The sequence below is a fragment of the Hymenobacter daecheongensis DSM 21074 genome (genome assembly GCF_900141805.1).
In the GTDB taxonomy this organism is placed as follows: Bacteria; Bacteroidota; Bacteroidia; order Cytophagales; family Hymenobacteraceae; genus Hymenobacter; species Hymenobacter daecheongensis.
In genome coordinates this window covers 341,818-360,338 of the sequence record NZ_FQYN01000002.1, presented here as the reverse complement: position 1 = coordinate 360,338, position 18,521 = coordinate 341,818, and the positions used below count along the sequence as shown (strand labels likewise).

The 18,521-nt window shown below is 62.2% G+C and carries 16 protein-coding genes; 10 read left to right on the top strand and 6 right to left on the bottom strand.

Annotated elements, in window-relative coordinates:
- Nucleotides 1–88: 88 nt before the first annotated feature.
- From rsfS to BUB62_RS04405, 6 genes are all read left to right on the top strand, one after another.
- Nucleotides 89–475 (top strand): ribosome silencing factor, encoded by a 387-nt coding sequence (gene rsfS / locus BUB62_RS04430; protein ID WP_073106672.1) that lies wholly within the window; start codon nt 89–91, stop codon nt 473–475.
- 81 nt (nt 476–556) lie between these two features.
- Nucleotides 557–2,674 (top strand): ATP-dependent zinc metalloprotease FtsH, encoded by a 2,118-nt coding sequence (gene ftsH / locus BUB62_RS04425; RefSeq protein ID WP_073106669.1) that lies wholly within the window; start codon nt 557–559, stop codon nt 2,672–2,674.
- Between the two features lie 142 nt (nt 2,675–2,816).
- Nucleotides 2,817–3,476 carry a LutC/YkgG family protein gene (locus tag BUB62_RS04420; RefSeq protein ID WP_073106666.1) on the top strand — a complete coding sequence of 220 codons (660 nt, stop codon included), beginning with the start codon at nt 2,817–2,819 and terminating at the stop codon, nt 3,474–3,476.
- Nucleotides 3,445–4,236 carry a UDP-2,3-diacylglucosamine diphosphatase gene (locus BUB62_RS04415; protein ID WP_073106663.1) on the top strand — a complete coding sequence of 264 codons (792 nt, stop codon included), beginning with the start codon at nt 3,445–3,447 and terminating at the stop codon, nt 4,234–4,236. The genes BUB62_RS04420 and BUB62_RS04415 overlap by 32 nt, the downstream gene beginning before the upstream one ends.
- A gap of 46 nt (nt 4,237–4,282) precedes the next feature.
- The gene (locus BUB62_RS04410) at nt 4,283–5,179 is read left to right on the top strand and encodes a hypothetical protein (RefSeq protein WP_159437404.1); all 897 of its coding nucleotides are present in this window, start codon (nt 4,283–4,285) and stop codon (nt 5,177–5,179) included.
- A gap of 88 nt (nt 5,180–5,267) precedes the next feature.
- Nucleotides 5,268–7,916, top strand: a complete 2,649-nt coding sequence (locus BUB62_RS04405) for a S8 family serine peptidase (protein WP_159437403.1) — start codon at nt 5,268–5,270, stop codon at nt 7,914–7,916.
- Nucleotides 7,917–8,301: 385 nt separating this feature from the next.
- Here BUB62_RS04405 and BUB62_RS04400 read toward each other — a convergent pair whose 3' ends face one another.
- Nucleotides 8,302–9,057 (bottom strand): M57 family metalloprotease, encoded by a 756-nt coding sequence (locus BUB62_RS04400; protein ID WP_234988627.1) that lies wholly within the window; start codon nt 9,055–9,057, stop codon nt 8,302–8,304.
- A gap of 589 nt (nt 9,058–9,646) precedes the next feature.
- Here BUB62_RS04400 and BUB62_RS04390 point away from each other — a divergent pair.
- Both BUB62_RS04390 and BUB62_RS04385 read left to right on the top strand, forming a co-directional pair.
- Nucleotides 9,647–11,287, top strand: a complete 1,641-nt coding sequence (locus BUB62_RS04390; RefSeq protein WP_317041373.1) for a PSP1 domain-containing protein — start codon at nt 9,647–9,649, stop codon at nt 11,285–11,287.
- Between the two features lie 3 nt (nt 11,288–11,290).
- On the top strand, nt 11,291–11,770 hold the full coding sequence (locus BUB62_RS04385) for a gliding motility lipoprotein GldH (protein WP_073106649.1): 480 nt from the start codon (nt 11,291–11,293) through the stop codon (nt 11,768–11,770).
- A gap of 99 nt (nt 11,771–11,869) precedes the next feature.
- On the opposite strand, the gene BUB62_RS04380 is transcribed toward BUB62_RS04385, so the two are convergent.
- The gene (locus tag BUB62_RS04380) at nt 11,870–12,064 is read right to left on the bottom strand and encodes a cold-shock protein (protein WP_073106647.1); all 195 of its coding nucleotides are present in this window, start codon (nt 12,062–12,064) and stop codon (nt 11,870–11,872) included.
- Between the two features lie 252 nt (nt 12,065–12,316).
- The gene (locus BUB62_RS04375) at nt 12,317–12,508 is read right to left on the bottom strand and encodes a cold-shock protein (protein WP_073106644.1); all 192 of its coding nucleotides are present in this window, start codon (nt 12,506–12,508) and stop codon (nt 12,317–12,319) included.
- Between the two features lie 311 nt (nt 12,509–12,819).
- Between BUB62_RS04375 and BUB62_RS04370 the strand changes: the two genes are divergently transcribed.
- On the top strand, nt 12,820–14,430 hold the full coding sequence (locus BUB62_RS04370) for a hypothetical protein (protein WP_143164023.1): 1,611 nt from the start codon (nt 12,820–12,822) through the stop codon (nt 14,428–14,430).
- An 85-nt stretch (nt 14,431–14,515) separates the two neighbouring features.
- Here BUB62_RS04370 and BUB62_RS04365 read toward each other — a convergent pair whose 3' ends face one another.
- Together BUB62_RS04365 and BUB62_RS04360 are read right to left on the bottom strand one after the other, a co-directional pair.
- On the bottom strand, nt 14,516–15,403 hold the full coding sequence (locus BUB62_RS04365; RefSeq protein ID WP_073106639.1) for an SDR family oxidoreductase: 888 nt from the start codon (nt 15,401–15,403) through the stop codon (nt 14,516–14,518).
- Nucleotides 15,404–15,474: 71 nt separating this feature from the next.
- The gene (locus BUB62_RS04360; protein ID WP_073106637.1) at nt 15,475–16,338 is read right to left on the bottom strand and encodes a hypothetical protein; all 864 of its coding nucleotides are present in this window, start codon (nt 16,336–16,338) and stop codon (nt 15,475–15,477) included.
- A gap of 191 nt (nt 16,339–16,529) precedes the next feature.
- On the opposite strand from BUB62_RS04360, the gene BUB62_RS04355 reads away from it, so the two are divergent.
- Nucleotides 16,530–17,351 (top strand): phosphatase PAP2 family protein, encoded by an 822-nt coding sequence (locus BUB62_RS04355; protein ID WP_073106636.1) that lies wholly within the window; start codon nt 16,530–16,532, stop codon nt 17,349–17,351.
- A 21-nt stretch (nt 17,352–17,372) separates the two neighbouring features.
- Here the strand turns inward: BUB62_RS04355 and BUB62_RS04350 are convergent, their stop codons facing one another.
- Nucleotides 17,373–18,392: a ComEA family DNA-binding protein gene (locus BUB62_RS04350; protein ID WP_084538822.1), complete on the bottom strand. Its 1,020-nt coding sequence runs from the start codon at nt 18,390–18,392 to the stop codon at nt 17,373–17,375.
- Nucleotides 18,393–18,521: the final 129 nt, after the last annotated feature.

Genomic DNA, 18,521 nt, shown 5'->3' with positions numbered 1-18,521 from the left:
ATGATTTGCTGGCCCGTGAAGAGCGTTTGGGGGGATAGTGCCTCCACGTGTTTTTCTTACTTTGTGACTTCAAACCTAACAATACCCTATGAAAAGTACCCTGGTTCGGCAGGATTCAGACAGATTGGCAGACATCGTAGTACGAGGGATGCAGGAAAAAAAAGCTGTTGACATCGTTGTACTCAATTTAAAGGAACTCAAAAACGCGGTAGCCGATTATTTCGTCATCTGCTCCGCGTCTTCCGATACCCAGATCGATGCCATTGCCCGCTCGGTCGAAGAAGAAGTGGAAAAGCTGACGGGCCAGAGCCCCTGGCAGACGGAAGGCCGCATGCACCGCGAATGGGTGCTGCTGGACTACGTGGACGTAGTGGTGCATATTTTTCTGCGCGACCGGCGGCAGTTTTATGCCTTGGAAGAGTTGTGGGGCGATGCCGAAATCAATTATATCACGGAAGAAACGGCCGTTGTATAAAGTAAAGCGGGCCTGAGTTCGTTTTAACAATTACGTGGGCGGCGTGTTCCGCCTTTGTTTTTCGTTCACTAACTCCTTTTCATGCCAGATACAACGCCCAAGAAGAAGAAACCCATTCTGCCTACGCCCGCCCCGCGGCCCAGTATGCAGATGTGGGTGCTGGCCGGGCTGGTGGTGTTCATCTTCGGGATGCTCTTCATCAACCGCAGCAGCTCCAGCATTGAAATCAATCAGCAGCGCTTCAAGCAGATGCTGCTCGCCGGCGACGTGCGCGACGTGACGCTCATCAACGACCGGCTGGTAGAGGTAATGCTCAAGCCGGAAGCCGCTAAAAACGAGAAGTATAGCTCCGAGCTGACCCGCCGCGGTCCGCTCTCCATCGATGCCGGCCCGCAGTACAGCTTCCGGGTAGTCGATGGTAAAACCTTCAAGGAAGACCTCGACAAGATGCAGGCCACGCTGCCGGAAACGCAGCAGGTCGGCCTCAACATCGACTCACGCCAGGGCTACGGCGACCTCATCGGCACCTGGGGCTTCATGATCCTGGTGATGGTGGGCTTCTGGTTCCTATTGCGCCGCATGAGTGGCGGCGCGGGTGGCCCCGGCGGCCAGATTTTCAACATCGGCAAGAGCCGCGCGGCGCTTTTTGAGGGCGGCGACAAGGTTAAAATCACGTTTAAGGACGTGGCCGGGCTGGAAGAAGCCAAAGAGGAAGTAGAGGAAATCGTAGAATTTCTGAAAAACCCCTCTAAGTTCACCGTGCTTGGCGGCAAGATTCCGAAGGGCGCTTTGCTCGTTGGGCCTCCCGGTACGGGCAAAACCCTGATGGCGAAGGCTGTAGCCGGCGAAGCCGACGTGCCGTTCTTCTCGCTGTCGGGCTCCGACTTCGTGGAAATGTTCGTGGGTGTGGGTGCGGCGCGGGTGCGCGACTTGTTCAAGCAGGCCAAAGCCAAAGCGCCTTGTATCATCTTCATCGATGAAATTGATGCCATTGGCCGTAGCCGCTCTCGGGGCAATATGCCCGGGGGCAATGATGAGCGCGAAAACACGCTCAACTCACTGCTGGTGGAAATGGACGGCTTCGGCACCGATTCCGGCGTTATCATTCTGGCCGCCACCAACCGGCCCGATACCCTCGACTCGGCCTTGCTGCGGCCCGGCCGCTTCGACCGCCAGATCAGCATCGACAAGCCTGACATCAACGGCCGCACCCAAATTTTCGACGTACACCTGAAGCCCCTCACGCTGGGGCCTGATGTGGATGCCCGCAAGCTGGCCGCCCAGACGCCCGGCTTCGCCGGCGCCGAAATTGCCAACGTCTGCAACGAAGCCGCCCTCATTGCCGCCCGCCGCGACAAGAAGATGGTGACGATGCAAGACTTCACCGACGCCGTAGACCGTGTTATCGGGGGCCTGGAGAAAAAAAACAAGATCATTTCGCCCGGCGAAAAGCGTATTGTGGCCTACCACGAGGCCGGCCACGCCATTGCGGGCTGGTTCCTGGAGCACGCCGATCCGTTGGTGAAGGTGAGCATCGTGCCCCGCGGGGTAGCGGCCTTGGGCTACGCACAGTATCTGCCTCGCGAGCAGTTCCTGTACAACACCGAGCAATTGACCGACGAAATGTGCATGGCCCTCGGCGGTCGTGCCGCCGAGGAGCTGGTGTTCGGCAAAATTTCCACCGGGGCCTTGTCAGATCTGGAGCGCATCACCAAGATGGCCTACAGCATCGTGACGATGTATGGCATGAACGACAAGCTGGGTAATATCTCGTTCTATGACTCGAAAGGGCAGAATGAGTATGGTTTCTCAAAGCCGTATTCGGAAGCCACGTCGCAGATGATTGACGAGGAAGTGCGCACCATTGTGGCCAACGCCTACACCCGCACCAAGGAGCTGCTCACCGAGCGCCGCCATGAGCTGGAAGTGGTAGCCAAGGAATTGTTGGAAAAGGAAGTACTGCTGCAGGAAGACCTGACCCGTCTGGTGGGCAAGCGTCCGCACGACACGCAGACCAGCTATCAGGCCCACATGGCCGGCACCGACCGTAGCGAAACCCTGAGCGAGTTGAAGCAGGAACACCCAGTGCCCCTCAGCAACGATCTGCCGGAAAATAACTTACCCGGCATGAGCGACGGCGGCACTGACTCCAACCGCTCGGATGTGCCTTACGGCAACGCGGCGGCCCCGATTGGCTAAGCTTATTGCTTGAAATATAAAAAAGGCCAGCCAGTGTGGCTGGCTTTTTTTTGGTGTGATATGTAATGGAAAATCGTTGTCCGATAACCCATTGAGTTACGGCCAGTAGTAGGTGCCTGTCATTGCCTTATATTTGCCCATTATGGCCGAATCTTCCCGCGACCTTGTTCTCCGCCGCATCCGTGAGGCCCTGCGGCAGCCAGCGCCCCAGCCGGCAGCCCCCGATTTCGCGGGCCCGGTGTTTGCGCCTGCCACCGACGAGCTAGCCGTGGCGTTTGCCGAAAGCTTCGTGCGCAGCGGCGGCGTATTCTACTACTGCACTTCCGAGGAGCATTTCTACGACCAGCTTTTTACCTACAAAAAGGAGAAAAGCCTCGACAGCCTCTACGTGTGGGAGCCGGAGCTGAAAAAGCTGCTCCACGCCGGCGGTATCGGCTTTGTGAGCGATGAAACCGGCTGGCTTGACCACGCCGACGCGGGCCTGACTACCTGCGAGGCCCTGGTGGCCCGCACCGGCAGCGTGCTGGTGAGTGCGGCCAGCGCCAGCGGCCGCCGCCTCAGCATATACCCCGATCAGCACCTGGTGCTGGCCCGCACCTCCCAGATTGTGGCCGACATCGGCGACGGGCTGCGCACGGTGCAGCAGCGCTACGGCGACAAGCTGCCCTCCATGATTTCCTTGACCACCGGCCCGAGCCGCACGGCCGACATTGAGAAAACGCTGGTGCTCGGTGCCCACGGCCCGCGCAGCATCGTGTTGTTTTTACTGGATGACGAAGACGCGCTTGAAGCAACTGCCTGACCTCGCGCTGCCGCCCGGCCGCCGGGTGTATTTCGCGTCCGATTTCCATCTGGGGGCTCCCGACGCGGCCAGCTCGGCGGAGCGGGAGCGCAAAATCGTGCGGTGGCTGGACCAGATTGCGCCCGATGCGGCGGCCGTGTACCTGGTGGGCGATATTTTCGACTTCTGGTTTGAGTACAAGCACGCCATTCCGCGGGGCTTCGTGCGGCTGCAGGGCAAGCTGGCCGAGCTGACGGACGCGGGCATTCCGGTCAGCTTTTTCACCGGCAACCACGATATGTGGATGTTCGACTACTTCACCAAAGAACTGAACATTCCGATTCTGCGCGAGCCGGTAAGCCAGCGCATCGGGCCGCAGCTGTTCCATATCGGGCACGGCGACGGGCTGGGGCCGAAGGATCATACCTACAAGGTACTGAAGCAGATTTTCGCTTCGCCGGTGGCGCAGTGGTTGTTTGCGCGGCTGCACCCCAACTTCGGTATCGGGCTGGCCAATGCCTGGAGCCGCCGCAGCCGCATCCAGAATGCCGTGGCCGATGAGCAGTATTTCGGCGATGATGAGTGGCTGCTGGTGTACTGCCGCGAGTTGGAGCAGCGCCACCACCACGACTACTACGTGTTCGGCCACCGCCACCTGCCGCTCGATGTGCCCGTGGGGCCTGGCAGCCGCTACCTGAACCTGGGCGAGTGGGTCAATTATTGCTCCTACGCCGTATACGATGGACATGACCTGGCTTTGCGGCACTTTGAGCAGCGGTAGAATTCTGAATTCTGAATTAAGAATGATGAATTGGGGGCGGAAGCTTTTGCTGCTGACGTTGCTAACCAACTTCTACTCACTACTCACCGTGGCCCAGACGACGGTGCCGGCGGCGGGCTCCGTGGCTCCGGCTTCCAAAGTCGCGCCGGTTGCTTCCACACCGCTGGATGCCAAAAATCCTGGTGCGGCCGTGGTGCCTGATGCCAACGGCTGGACGCTGGTGCGCACTATTGCGCTACGCCAGCCCGGCGCGGCTTCGCTTGACCGGCGCGGCAATCTGTATGTGGCCGATGAGCAGGACAACATTCATCAGTACGGGGCCGATGGGCAGCAGCTGAACGTGTACTCGCCGCCCCAGCCCGGCCACACGGCTCAGATTGAGGCCTGGAACACGTCCAAAATCCTGGTTTTCTACGACGACCGCCAGCAGGTACTGCTGCTCGACCGGTTCATGGCCCCCATCACCCAGGTGCGCCTCACCGACTTTATGGACGGCCAGATCCGGACCGCTACGCTGGCCCCCGACGACCGGCTCTGGCTGTTCAACGAAAGCGACCTGACGCTGCGCCAATTCGACCCCACGCCCCAGCGCCTCACCCTCAGCACCCCGCTCGACCTGATTATTGGCCGCTCCAAACCCGATTTTAGCTTCCTGCGCCAGTACCAGAACAACCTCTACCTGCTCGACCGCACCAGCGGCGTGTTTGTGTTTGATAATCTGGGCAACTACCGCAAAAAGCTGCCCTTCACCGGCCTGAGCACCATCGGCTTCCGCGGCGACGAGCTGTATTACTTAACGGAGGGCAAAGTCAGTTTCTTCCACCTCTACACCCTCGCTGAGCGCACGCTGCCGCTTGCTGTGGCCGGGGTGCGGCAGGTGCTGCTGGGCGAACAGTACGCCTACCTGCTCACGACTGCCGGGATTCTGGTGTATAAGATGTGAGGCCTGAGCGGACCGAGTACACTTTCTTTTATCTTTAGCAGATCAGGAAAAGCCCTGCGCTTTGCCGTTTCTTCTAATGTTCGGGTACATGCTGCGTCTTCGCCGGTTGGGTTCTTTTGCGCACTTTGTGGCCGCGCTTGCCATCAGCTTTGCGGGGTTGCCGGGCAGCCAAAGTCTGGCCCAGACACTAGAAAAAGCCCTGCCCGCCGACAAAGTGGCTCCTGTCCTGCGCCGGATGGCCACTACTGATGCCCGCCCGCAAACAGTGCGGGTGCTGGTGCCAAACCGGGGAGCGTTTGAAACCTGGGCCCGGCAAAACCTCCCGGCGCTGACCATTTCGCCCAACCCCGCAGCCGCCGATATTCTCACGCTCACGGGCCTCACGGCTGCGCAGCTGCCAGTGCTGGCGGCCTGCCCGTGGGTGCAGTATATAGATGGGCCCAACCGCCCTGCCCACGACGAGCGCCAGCTCAACCAGGCCGACCTCGCGGTGAACAGCGTGGCGCCGCTGCACCGTCGCTACCCCGCGCTGGCCGGGCAGGGCCTGACGGTATCGGTGAAGGAAAACCCGCTCGACATCACGGATATTGACTTTCGGGGCCGGCTGGTAGCGGCTGACCCCGCCGCCATTGTCCTCTCGACGCACGCTACTACTATGGCCACGCTTATTGCGGGCGGCGGCAACTCGGCCCCGGCGGGCCGCGGCGTGGCCTGGCAGGCCCGCATCGCCAGTGCCAGCTACGCCAACCTGCTGCCCGACGACGGAGCGCAGCTGCAGCAGCGCGGCGTGAGCGTGCAGAACCATTCCTACGGCACCAGCATCGAAAACTACTACGGCCTCGAAACCCGGGCCTACGACGCGCAAACCCGCCAATATCCCGCGTTGCTGCATGTGTTTTCGTCGGGCAATTCCGGTACTCAGGCCAGCCCCACGGGCCTATACCAGGGGCTGCCGGCCGTGGCCAACCTGACCGGGCAGTTTAAGCAGTCGAAAAATACGCTGAGCGTAGGTGCCACCAATGCGCTGGGGGAGGTGGCCGCCGGCAGCTCACGCGGACCCGCCTACGACGGCCGCGTGAAGCCCGAGCTGGTAGCCTTCGGCGACGACGGCTCCTCCGACGCGGCGGCGCTGGTATCGGGCATCAGCCTGCTGGTGCAGCAGGCCTACCGCGAGCAGAATGGCGGCCTGCTGCCACCATCGGCACTGGTGAAGGCTGCCCTGCTCACCAGCGCCGACGACACCGGCCGCCCCGAAGTGGATTTCGTGGCCGGCTTCGGGCAGGCCGACGCGCTGGGGGCCGTGCGCACGGTGCTCGACCGCCGCTACTTTCAGGGTACAGTAAGGCAGGGGCAAACCGTGCCGTTTACGCTGGTAGTGCCGCCCGGCACCCAGCAGCTCCGGCTGACGCTAACCTGGACCGACCCGGAAGCCGCTGCTAATGCTGCCACAGCCCTGGTCAACGACCTGGATGTGATGCTGGCCGGCAGCGGCGGCCCCTGGCTGCCCTGGACGCTAAGCTCTTACCCGCACCCCGACTCACTGGCCCTGCCCGCCCGCCGCCGCCCCGACCACCTCAACAACGCCGAGCAGATTACGCTGATGGCCCCCGCGCCCGGCACGTATCAGATTCTGGTGCGCGGCTATGCCGTGACGGCCGGCCCGCAGGCATTCAGCATCGCCTATGAATTGAACAGCGGCTTTGAGTGGCTCACGCCAAACCGGCTGGGCAACGTGCGCCCCGGCCAACTCAACCGGCTGCGCTGGCAGTGGGCGGGGCCGGCCGCTACCGGGCAGCTTCAGTACCGGCCCCAGGGCAGCGCCGCGTGGCGGCCCGTGGCAGCCGTGCCGCTGGTTGCCCGCACCTTTGCCTGGCTAGCCCCCGACACTACCACGCTGGCCCAGCTGCGCATGGTGACTCCCACCGGCACGTTCGTGTCCGATACGGTTGCGCTGGCCCGGCCGCTGCCGCTCAGCATCGGCTATAATTGCCCCGACGAAACCCTGCTCTACTGGCCGCGGGTGCCCGGAGCCACCCAGTACCAGCTCTACCGCCTGGGTGCCACGCAGCTGGAGCCCCTGCTGCTCACCTCCGATACCCTGCAGCTTTTAGCCGGCAGCGCCCGCGCCGCGCCTTATTATTATGCCGTAGCGCCCGTATTCCGCGGCCAGCTGGCCGAGCGCGGCTCCACCATCACGCTGGATCCGGCAGGGGCCGACTGCTACGTGCGCAGCTTCCTGCCCCGGCAGCCCGTGGCCGACACCGTGCAGCTGCTGGTGGAGCTGGGCAGCACGTTCCGGCTCCAACAGCTCCGGTTGCAGCGCCTGAGCCAAGGCACCTGGCGCACCGTGCTCACCCAGCGCCCGGTAGCACAGCTTCAGTTCACGCTCACCGATTCGGAGGCGGAGCCGGGCTACAACCAGTACCGACTGGAGCTACAGGACAGCGGGGGCCGCCTGTTTTACAGTAAGGTGGAGTCCGTGTTTCGGGTGCGTCGTGAGGGAATTCTGGTGTTTCCGGTGCCGGTGGCCGCCGGTGCGCCGCTTAGTGTGGTCGGCCCGGTGGGCACCACGCTCGAGCTGAACCTCTACGATAATCTGGGCCGGTGGCTGCGGCAGGGCACTTTCGCGGGCTTCATCAACCAGCTTCCCACGCAGGGGCTGCGGCCGGGCACGTATCTGCTGCACTGCCAGCTGGCCGGCGGCCCGCGGATAGTGCGCCGCATTATGATCCTGTAATGGATGATTCAGTAATGATACTAACAAGGCTTGCTGCGCACGCGCAGTCGCTCGGCTGTGCTGAGCGACGACTACGCTTTGAGCAGCTGTGCTGCGAATTGCTCCGCGCCGCCTGAACGAGCAATACCGAACCCAAACGGCGCGGGACGCTCGCGGCATAGCCGCTCCGGTGTAGTTGTCACTCGGCCCTGCCGAGCGACTGCGCGTAAGCCCTATAGTGCAATAAGACCTACCCGTCGGGCAGATTTGGCGGCCTATAGCTTTAAAGTCGCCGAACAAGCATCGATACGCCCCAACCGCTTTACAACCCCCCACCCACGAAAAACCCCTGGCTCCAACAGGAACCAGGGGTTTTGTTTGTTTGGCTTAGGAAAGCCCGACAGCCTTAGTACACGTAGTTGAGGGCCGTTTGGTCGTTGGCCGTGAACGGACGGTCGCCGGTCGAGCCGATGCAGGCCAGCATCCAGGAGTTCGGGTCGGCGCCGGAAGGCGTGCCGGGGATGAGGATGGCTCCTACGCTGCTGGCACCTTCGTTGGAGTAAGCACCACCGCAGCTATACGCCCGGTTGAAATAGTCGGTGTGGCGGAAGCCGATGCAGTGGCCCATCTCGTGCGCCATGATAGTGGCCACGTTGTTGATGCTGCGGCTGCCAATTACGCTCGGAGCCAGCTTGAAGCCAGGGGCCGGGTTGCCATTGGAAGGGAAGCCCCCCGACTGACCGAGCACGCCCGGACCCAGGTTGGCCGAATACGTGATGGGCAGATCAGCGGTGCCCGAAGTGATGCGACGCATCGTGATGCGCAGGCCCAGTGCGTTGTAGCGACGAATGGCTTCGTCGGCAGCCTGCACGTAGCCGCTCGGAAACTGGCTCGATACACTCACGGTCAGCACCCGCGGCAGACCGCCTACCAGGTTGGTGGTGCGGTACTGCTCATCCTGGCCCACGCGTACCAGCGAGTGGTCGGGCTTGCTGCTCAGCATCTCGTTGGTAAGCAAAATATCACCTTCCACCACTACACCCCCGTCTACTTTACGGGCATCCGAGGTGCCGAAGCCCAGCTGGCGAATCTGGCTCAGCGTGTCTTCCGACAGCTGCTCCGTAGTCTTGATTTCTTCTTTCTTCTGGCACGAAGAAAGCATTGATACCGAACAGGCGCAGATGGCCACCGCAGACAGGAGTTTATTTATTTTCATGGGTTTTGTTGGGTTGGAAAGAGGTTGGTTGGTGAGAGAGTGATGAATTATGTGCAAAAGGTAGGCGCTTATATTGTGAATGTCAATGACCATCTCGAATTAAATTATCAAAATGACAAAATTATAGTCAATACGTTGCCTTTAAAGTGGAATTGGCTTCAATTGGGTATAAATATGAAATTATATATTTTCAATTCTTATTCCTTGATGTGGTAGGTGCGGCCTAGCCAGCGGCCCGCTTTGCCATCGGCTCGTTCTGGTGCCACCGTATTACTATCCGCCCTGCGCTACAATCAACTGTAGCATTTCGCGGGTTAATGTGTGGTAGACCCAGTAAGTAGAAACTCGCGCGACTCGTGGCGCAACGGATTCCTGCGCTACTTCCGTCGATACCCCAACCTGGAAACAGCGCTAACCTGCGGCCCGCTCCGGCTGCCCGACGGGTGAGGATCGGTGCCGGACCTTAAATTCCTATCTTTGTTCATAACCGATTCCGTGCGGATTTTTCCGCTTCACTATATATCCTCCCCAAGCCGTGGCTTGCACTTCCTGTTCCTCCGGTGGGGGCTGTTCTACTACTGCCAAGGGCTGCGGCTCGAAAGGCAGCTGTAGCAGCGGCTGCACCCGCCTCAATGTATTCGACTGGCTCCAGGATGTGGAGCTGCCCAGCGACTTCCAGGGCTTCGACATGGTTGAAATCCGCTTCAAAGGCGGCCGCAAAGACTTCTATCGCAACAGCAGCCGCCTGCCGCTCGTCACCGGCGATGCGGTGGTGGTGGATGCCGGCAGCAACGGCTGGCACCTCGGCCACGTCTCGCTGAAGGGCGAGCTGGTGCGTCTGCAGATGAAAAAGAAGAAGGTTCCCACCGACTCCAAAGACATCCGCAACATTCTGCGCGTGGCCACCCCGCAGGATACTGAGCGCTGGGAAGCCGTGCGCGACCTGGAAACCGGCACCATGTTCCGGGCCCGCTCGGTGGTGGAAGAACTGCGCCTGAAAATGAAGCTCTCCGACGTGGAGTACCAGGCCGACCGCACCCGCGCCACGTTCTTCTACTCGGCCGAAGACCGGGTGGACTTTCGTGACCTGATCAAGCGCCTCGCCGACGAGTTTCGGGTGCGGGTGGAGATGCGCCAGATTTCGTTGCGCCACGAGGCCGGCCGCCTGGGCGGCATCGGCTCCTGCGGGCGCGAGCTGTGCTGCTCCACCTGGCTCACCGATTTTAAAAGCGTGAGCACTACCGCCGCCCGCTACCAGAACCTGAGCCTGAACCCGGCCAAGCTCTCGGGCCAGTGCGGCCGCCTCAAGTGCTGCCTCAACTACGAGCTGGATACCTACCTCGATGCCCTGAAAGACATCCCGCAGGTGCAGCGCCCCCTCATTACGGAGAAGGGCGATGCCTTTCTGCAGAAAACTGACATCTTCAAGAAGCGCATGTGGTTTGCCCTCAAGGGCGACAACAACTGGGTGATGCTGAGCACGGAGCGCGTGCGGGAAGTGCAGGAGCTAAACAAAAAAGGCGAGAAGCCCGAAAGTCTGCTGGCCCCAGTGAAGGAAGAGGAGCGCGAGCCCGAGGTTTCGGCCCACGTAGAAGGCAACCTCGACCGCCTCGACGACAAGATAAAAGCCGGCAAGCGCGTGAAGCGCAAGAAAAAGCCCGGCACCCGCGAAGGCCGCGCCGACGACGCCACCGGCGTGGCTCCGCTGGCCGGGTCCGCCACCGAGCGTCCCGAGCGCCCCGCCCGGTCGGGCCGCCCAACCGGCAATGCTCCGAAAGCGCCCGCCGCTCCGGCCGAAGCCGGCGCACCGGATGCCGGCGCTGCCGCCGAGGAAGCCCGCCGCCCCCGCGGGGCCGCCGCCCGCCCCATGAATCGCCGCAACAACCGCGGCGGCCGGAGCGAAGGAGGCCGCACCGAAGGGCGCGGTGAAGGCCGCCGCGCCGATGCGCCCCGTCCCGAAGGCACCCCGGAAGCCCGGCCGCCGCGTGGCGAAGGCCGGCCGCCCCGCGCGGCCAACCCCCCGGCGGGTGGCGAGAATCCGGCCCGCTCGGGCGGCGAAGGCAGCTCGGAGCGCGGCAGCCGCGGCGGCCGCTCATCGTCGTCGCGGCGCGGCGGCTGGCCCCGGCCCGAAGGCGGCGCAGCTCCTTCGGCCCCATCAGCTCCTTCAGCTTCGTAAGGTATGCGCCCGCTGTTTCGTTTGTTGCCGGCGTTGAGCCTGCTGCTCGCCCTGGCCGCCTGCGACCCCGCGCAGGTATATGAGAAGAATACCGACCTCGATGAAAACGTGTGGGCCGTGCAGGTGAAGCCCGCCTTCGAGTTCACCATCACGGATACCACGCAGCGCTACGATGTGTATTTCAACATCCGCAACGCCTCGATGTACGGCTACTACAATCTGTATGTGAAGCACACGCTGACCGGTCCCGACGGCAAGCCGCTTTCGAAGCTGCTGCACCAGATGCTGCTGATGGACCCGCAGACCGGCGAGCCCAGCGGCAGCGGCACCGGCGATATTTACGACCACCAGTTTCTGGCCCTGCCACGCCAGCAGTTTCGCCAGCCGGGCACCTACAAGATTATGCTGGAGCAGTACATGCGCCAGGATCAGCTGCCCGGCATCATGGCCGTGGGCGTGCGGGTGGCGAAGGCCGCTCCATAGAATTCGCGCAAGCACAAAAAAACCTCCCCGGCCGTAGTCGGGGAGGTTTTTTTGTGCCCGGCCGACTCGTACAGAGTCGGGGACGAGGGAATGCGAAAGCTAGTTTACCAGACGCACGCTAACGGCATTGAGGCCTTTTTTGCCTTCCTGCACTTCGAATTCAACTTTGTCGGCATCGCGCACGGGCTGCATGAGGCCGGTAGCGTGCACGAAAATGTCCTCACCGCCGCCGTCGGGGGTGATGAAGCCAAAGCCTTTGGTTTCATTGAAAAATTTGATGGTACCGGTGCTCATACAACTGCTTGATGGGAGTGAAAGGATGGAGTAAAGGTATATTTATTTTCCACTTGCCAAGGCCGGGAAATCGAAAATTGCCAGCGCACGACTTCTGCTGGTGGGGTAGCACGCCTTGATTTGCCGAATCGGCTCTGCTAAAGCTCCGTGCCGGATGAGCCTGGCGGTCTACTTGGCCCGGCCGAAAAACAACAAAGCCCCGGCCGGAGCCAGGGCTTTGGGCAATGAGTAAGCGGCGGCAGCCAACTGCGCTTAAATGCGCTCCACCTTCACGGCGTTGAGGCCTTTCTTGCCTTCGATAACTTCAAACGATACCCGGTCATTCTCCCGGATTTCGTGAATCAGCCCGGTCTGGTGTACGAAGATATCCTGGTTGTCGTCGTCCTGAACGATGAAGCCGAAGCCCTTGGACTCATTAAAGAATTTTACTTTGCCCGTTTTCATAGCGTGCTTTTGCGGTCGTAATTCTGACCTATTAGGGTGAAAGAATGCAGTAAAACTACTACCGTTTTTCTAACTGCGCGCAACCCGCGCCGGAATTTAAAGCGGGTGCCGCTTCGGGGCGCTACGGGCGGAGAGCCGCAAAAAAGCCGCCGCGCCGGACCGGCAAAACCGGCGCGCAAACCGGACTGGCTGGCCCGGAAAGGCATTGTACAGGATTCTGGCAGAAAAAAACAATGCTTACTCGGGCGCGTATAATTTGGGCACTTGAGCATTTGTTTTTCACCATTCCTCACCATCCCACCATCACTCCTATGAAAAACGAAGAGAGAAATTCCGCGAATCAGGATCAGGGCCATGGCACTGCCAAATCGAATGGCAGCGCGGGCTCCGCTATGCCCATGAGCAGCAGCGCATCGGAATCAGGAATGGGCAGCTCGGCCCGGCCTGGGGTTTCGAGCGAAACGCTGGCAGCCTCGGAAGCAAGTATGGGCCAGGGGGCCGTGGGTGGTGGGAACGCCGGGACCGAAAACCGCCCCGCCAACCCAGGCGAGTTGAAAGCCGGGACTTCGGCCAGCAGCAAAGCTAGCAGCGCGGGGGCTTCTAAAACCAGCAGTAGCAGCAGCAAAAAGAGCACTTCGGCACCGGCCGGAACTAAAGCCACGGGCAGCAAAACCAGCGGCTCGGCCCGCAAAGGCAACAACCCCGTAGCCAGCAGCGACGACCGCAACTCTTACGGCGGCAACTTCGGCAACAGCACCCAAGGCAGCTACCAGGACCACGACCGCCAGGAAAACCAGCGGAGCGGTGCGGCCCGCGGCGAGTTTGGCAGCCAGGGCTACGGCAATACGCAGGGCGGCTACGGCAACCAATACCGCGAAACCCCTGGCCGCGGCGACGGCCACTACGGCCACGACCAGCAGTATGGCGGCGAGCAGTATGGCGGTGGCAGCTACGGCCAGCACAACTCTTACCGCAACTACGACGGCCGCCCAGAACACTACCAAGGCGGCCAAAACCAGCAGGACTACGGCCGCGGCCAGGGCAGCTGGACCAGTCAGGGGCCCTATAACCAGCCCGGCCAGCGCCCCGACTACGGCCACTCGCCGGGCAGCTATGGCCCACCGCAGGGCGGCGGCTACCAGAACCGCAGCGACTTTGGCTCGGGCAACCAGCAGTACAACGCGGGCCGGCCGGACGACTACCGCAGCCAGGGTTATGGCAACCAGGGCGGCTACGGCAACGACCAGAACGCCTATGGCGGCCGGCAGCCATACAATCAGAATCAGGACCGCTACAGCGGTAGCAGCTACCAGAACGACAACGGCTCGCGCCAGGGCCGCGGCAGTGGCTACAGCAACGACTACGGCAACTCGTCGGGCGGCTCGCACTACGGCAACAGCCGCGGCTATGAAGCTGACCGCAGCGGCTTCGGCGGCAGCCACCGCAACCAGGACGACGACTACCGCCCTTCGCAGGGCCAGGGTGGCTACAGCGGCCAGAATGCCGGCCGCGGCAACGACTACGGCCAGCGCGGCGGCCTGAATGACTACGCGCAGCGCGGCGCTAACCCCGAGGACGACCGCCGCTACCGCGCCGGCTCTTCCAGCCGCGAGGAGGACCGCAACTACGGCGGCCGGCAGGAAGGGCGCGGCACCAGCGGCTCCGGCAATGGTTGGGGCGACTACGGCGGCAGCTCACGGGAAGGCTTCGGCTCGCGCGGCGGCTCCTACAACGACGAGTACGATTCCTCCGACCGCAACGCCCGCGGCGGCTCCGCTTCGCGCGGCGACTACAACAGCCAGGACCGCAGCCAGAACTACGGCTCCGACCGCCGCAATCAATATCGACCTAACGACGACGACAGCGACTACGGCTCCTCGCCCCGCCGCAACCGCGGCCGCGACGATGACGACCGTCGCTAGGATGTACGGTTTGCCATTTTGAAGTGAAAAAAGGCTTCCCGATCAACGGGAAGCCTTTTTTGTTTCAGTAGAAAGCCCTGGCAGGCTAGGTGGCCGGCGCGGCCTGAAACTGCTGGCGGTAGTCTTTGGCAAACTGCTCGATGCTGCGGGCCGGGCAGCCCGTGAGCTGCTCTACCACGGGCGAAAGGCCAGCGGCGTGGCCGTTTTTGCTGATGTGGTTCAGCTCCAGCAAACTGTCGCGGAGCCAGGCGGGGGCCTGGGCCATAGCCTGTGCGGCGGCCTGCTCGGGCACATCTACATAGCTGACGGAGCGGCCGGTGGCCTGGCTGAGCGCGGCAGCAACATCAGTACCGCCCACAGCGGCCGGGCCGGAGAGGAAATACGCTTTGCCCTGATGCTCGGCCACCGGGCTGCTCAGAATGGCAGCGGCGGTGGCGGCAATGTCGCGGGCATCGATGTAGTTGACTTTAGCCTCGCCGAGCGGCAGATATAGCTTGCCTTCGGTCCGGATGGCCTCGCCATTATACGTCAGGAAGTTCTGCATAAAGCTGCCGGGGCGCAGCAGCGTGTAGGGCAGTCCGCTTTGCTCCAGATACTGCTCCATCTCGCGGTGCCAGCGGCCCAGCTGAATGCCGGGCTCTGCCTCGGCCCCGGCGGCCGAAAGCTTCACCACCTGCTGCACGCCGGCCTGCTTGGCCGCATCAATGATGCGCTTGCCGATGGCCACCTGATCTTCGCTGAACGGCGTAATCATAAACACGCGGTCGGTGCCGGTTAGGGCTACGTGCAGGCTCTCGGGCCGGGCGTACTCTATCTCGACCAGCTGCACCTCGGGGTTGAGCTGCTTGAGCCGCTCGCCCTTGATGAGCGAATGCACGCCGGCCCGCACCACAAGGCCGCGGTTGGCCAGGGCCTTCACCAGCTCGGAGCCCACGGTGCCCGTAGCTCCGGTTACCAGAATCGTTTGCGCCATTGGAAAGAAGATTTAGGGAAGATGAGTTATGTATTGAGAAGCGTAAGAGAGACTTAGCCAAGACCCTCCATCTACTTGCGGCCGGCCTTGTAGAGCTTGCCTTTTTCGTTGCTGAAAACAAAGTCGTGATTATTCACAAAAACGACAGCTTCGGCCTGGCCGCTGGAAGGAATGGGCAGGCAACTTTTAGCACCGTCGAACAGCTTGCGGCCCGGCAGCCGCTCAATCAGGTACACGTGGCCGTAGCCGAGCAGGGCCACGCGCTGCCCATCGGGGCTGATGTCGGCGGCCGTTATCCAGGTGTTGATACGGATGCTGTCGGCGAGGCGGGCCGTGTAGCTGCCGGGGCGGGCGGGCAGCACGTATTGCTTCACCCAGTGGCCCTCGCCCCGGTTTTTGGTGAACAAATACAGGCTGTCCTGCCAGAAGTAGAAGGCCTCGCAGTCGAAGTTGCGGCGGGGCTTTTTGGGCGGAAATGCGTGCTGATCGGGGTAGCGAAACCGAATGGTATCCACCTGCTTGAAATCGGGGCTGGCGAGGCGGTAGATGCTCAGGTTGCGGCGCTTGTTCTGGTTGTTGCCGAAGTCGCCGATGTAGAGGTTTCCGGCCGGGTCGCGGGCCAGGTCTTCCCAGTCCATGTTGGTGAGCGGGGCCAGGTTCACGGTCCGGAGCAGGTCGCCCTGCTGGGTGATGTGGTAGAGCATGGCCGTGTTGCCGCCGTCGCCGTGGGTCCAGAGGTCGTCTTCGGTGCCGGTCAACTCAAGGCCTGAGCTTTCCACCACTTTTTCCTTGTCGAGGCGGCCAATGAGCTTGATGTCGTAGGCCTGGCTCACCTTGTCGAAGTTGCCGCGGCCGTCGTCGGCGGCGCAGCCGCACAGCACCGACTGCAGAAACACCAGCACCGGAAAAAGCTTGTCGCGCAACAGAAACAGCATATGAAAGTGACTTAAAGAGGCATTTGACCCGGCAACCCGTAGTTTGGGCCGCCGCCTGGCTCTTGGCCGTGCATACGCAACCCGTCGCGGCGGGGCTAAAAAAAACGGCTGCCGCCGGTCTGATCCGGCTTGCGCTGAAGTGGATAAATCCTAAATTGCTGGACTTAACCTGCTTCTAATCAGTCTGCTTTATGATGTTTCGCTACGTTTTGGGGTTGCTGCTGACCCTGGCCAGCAGCTTTCAGGTCCGGGCCCAGGTGCCGGCAACGGCGGTCCAGTCCGATTCTATCCAGCGCGTAGCGCCGATTCTGGCAGCCAAGCCCACCGGAGCAACTCCGTTGGTGAGGCGGACAATAGCTCCCGTGGTGCTGCGCGTGGGCATTCCGCTCACGCTGATTGGAGTGAGCTACTGGGGGCGCGAGCAGAAGCTGATCCGGATGGCCCGGCTGGAAATCCGGGAGGAGGCACTGCAGACGTTTCCCACCTTTCGCACCCGCCTCGACGACTACACGCGCCGCGTGCCCATGGTGGCGGCCTACGCCCTGCATCTGGCCGGCGTGAAGCCGGCCCGCGGCGCGGTGCCTTTCTCGCTTATCTATCTGGCCGCCCACCAGCTCAATGCCGGCGTGACCAGCAACCTCAAGCGCATCTGCCGCGAGCCGCGCCCCGACAACCCCACCGATTTCAGCTCCTTTCCCTCGTCGCATACCAGCGAGGCTTTTATGGCCGCCACGCTGCTGCACGAGCAGTTCGGCAAAACCAACCCCTGGATCAGCGTGGGCGGCTACGCGGTGGCTACTGCCACCGGGGCCATGCGCATTCTGCACAACAAGCACTGGATTACGGACGTGGTGGCCGGCGCCGGCATTGGGTTCTTGTCGGCCGAGGCTGTGTGGCGGGCCTACCCATATGCGGCCCGGCTGCTGCCCGCCAAGGTAGCCGAAAAGCTGCTGCTGATGCCCACTTATGCGCCCGGCGGTGCCGCAGGCATGGTGATGGCCGTGAAGCTGTAGCGCGGGCGCAAGGCCTCAGCCTCAAAACCGCAGATACGGTCGGAGCTTTTCCAGCGTGGCGGCATCCAGAATCCGGATCTGGCGCAGGTCGTCGGGCTGGCGGAAGGGGCCGTGCTGCTGGCGGAAAGCCACTACCACGCGGGCCAACCGCTTGCCCATATACGGGTGCGTCTGTAGGGCTTCAAACGGCGCATTGTTCACATCCAGCCCCGCCGGGGTAAAGCCGGGCGTCACAAACGTGTACTTGCGCAGGCTGTCCACCAGGTCCGGCGCGTCGCGCAGGCTATAGATTTCGCTTAGCTGCCCAGGGCCCAGAAAGCCGCCCAGCCGCTGCCGATATTCCACCACCCGCGCCGAAAGCCCGCGCCCGATGCCGCGAATCTGCATCAATTGCGTCGTGTCGGCCGTGTTCAGGTTGAAGGCGGCCAGGTGCGTGGGCTTGCGCGGAAATTTGCCGGGCGGCTTCGGGCCGAATTCTTTACCCGCATAGCGGCTGCCGGCATAAGCGGCGTAGTCGCGCGGTGGGCGGGCGGCGCGGGGCGGCAGCTGGTCGGGCAGCTGCATATAAGGCGCCAGGCGGGCGTATACTGAGTCGGGCAGCCCGTAGGTGCGCTTTATCTGGGCTTTGGCTTTGAAACCGCCGATAACGTCGCGGAAATGCACGAGGCGCTTGGCCACGTAGGCCGGCAGGCCGCGGGCCTCCCAGTCGGGGGCCGAAAGGGCATTGGGGTCGAAGGGAGCCAGCGCCACCTGCGGCACGGCCGGGCGGCGGGCATACGGCCGGCGCGGGTAGCGCGAAACGTATACGCGCGGCTGCCGCTGGGCCGCCAGCGCCGTAGCCAGCTGGTCGAGCTGCCGTTGGTCGGGCGCGGGGTCGTAGGCCGGCAGCGCGGGGCGCAGCAGCCACGGGGCTGCCAGCCAGAACAGCAGTAGCAGAAAAAGGAAAACGAAGCCGGAGGTTTCGCGGCGCGAGAAGCCAAAATGCCGGCGCAGGTAGCGCCGCCAGCCGGACGGCCTTTTGTTAACGGGGATATTCTGCACGATAATTCTAATTAGCTCTGCTAGATAGAGAAGCCGTGCAGTAATTCAAAGTGCTACCATCTATTTGCGCCTGCTGTTATATAATCGACTGTCATCCTGAGCAGAGCGAAGGACCTTCCTCCGTTAAGT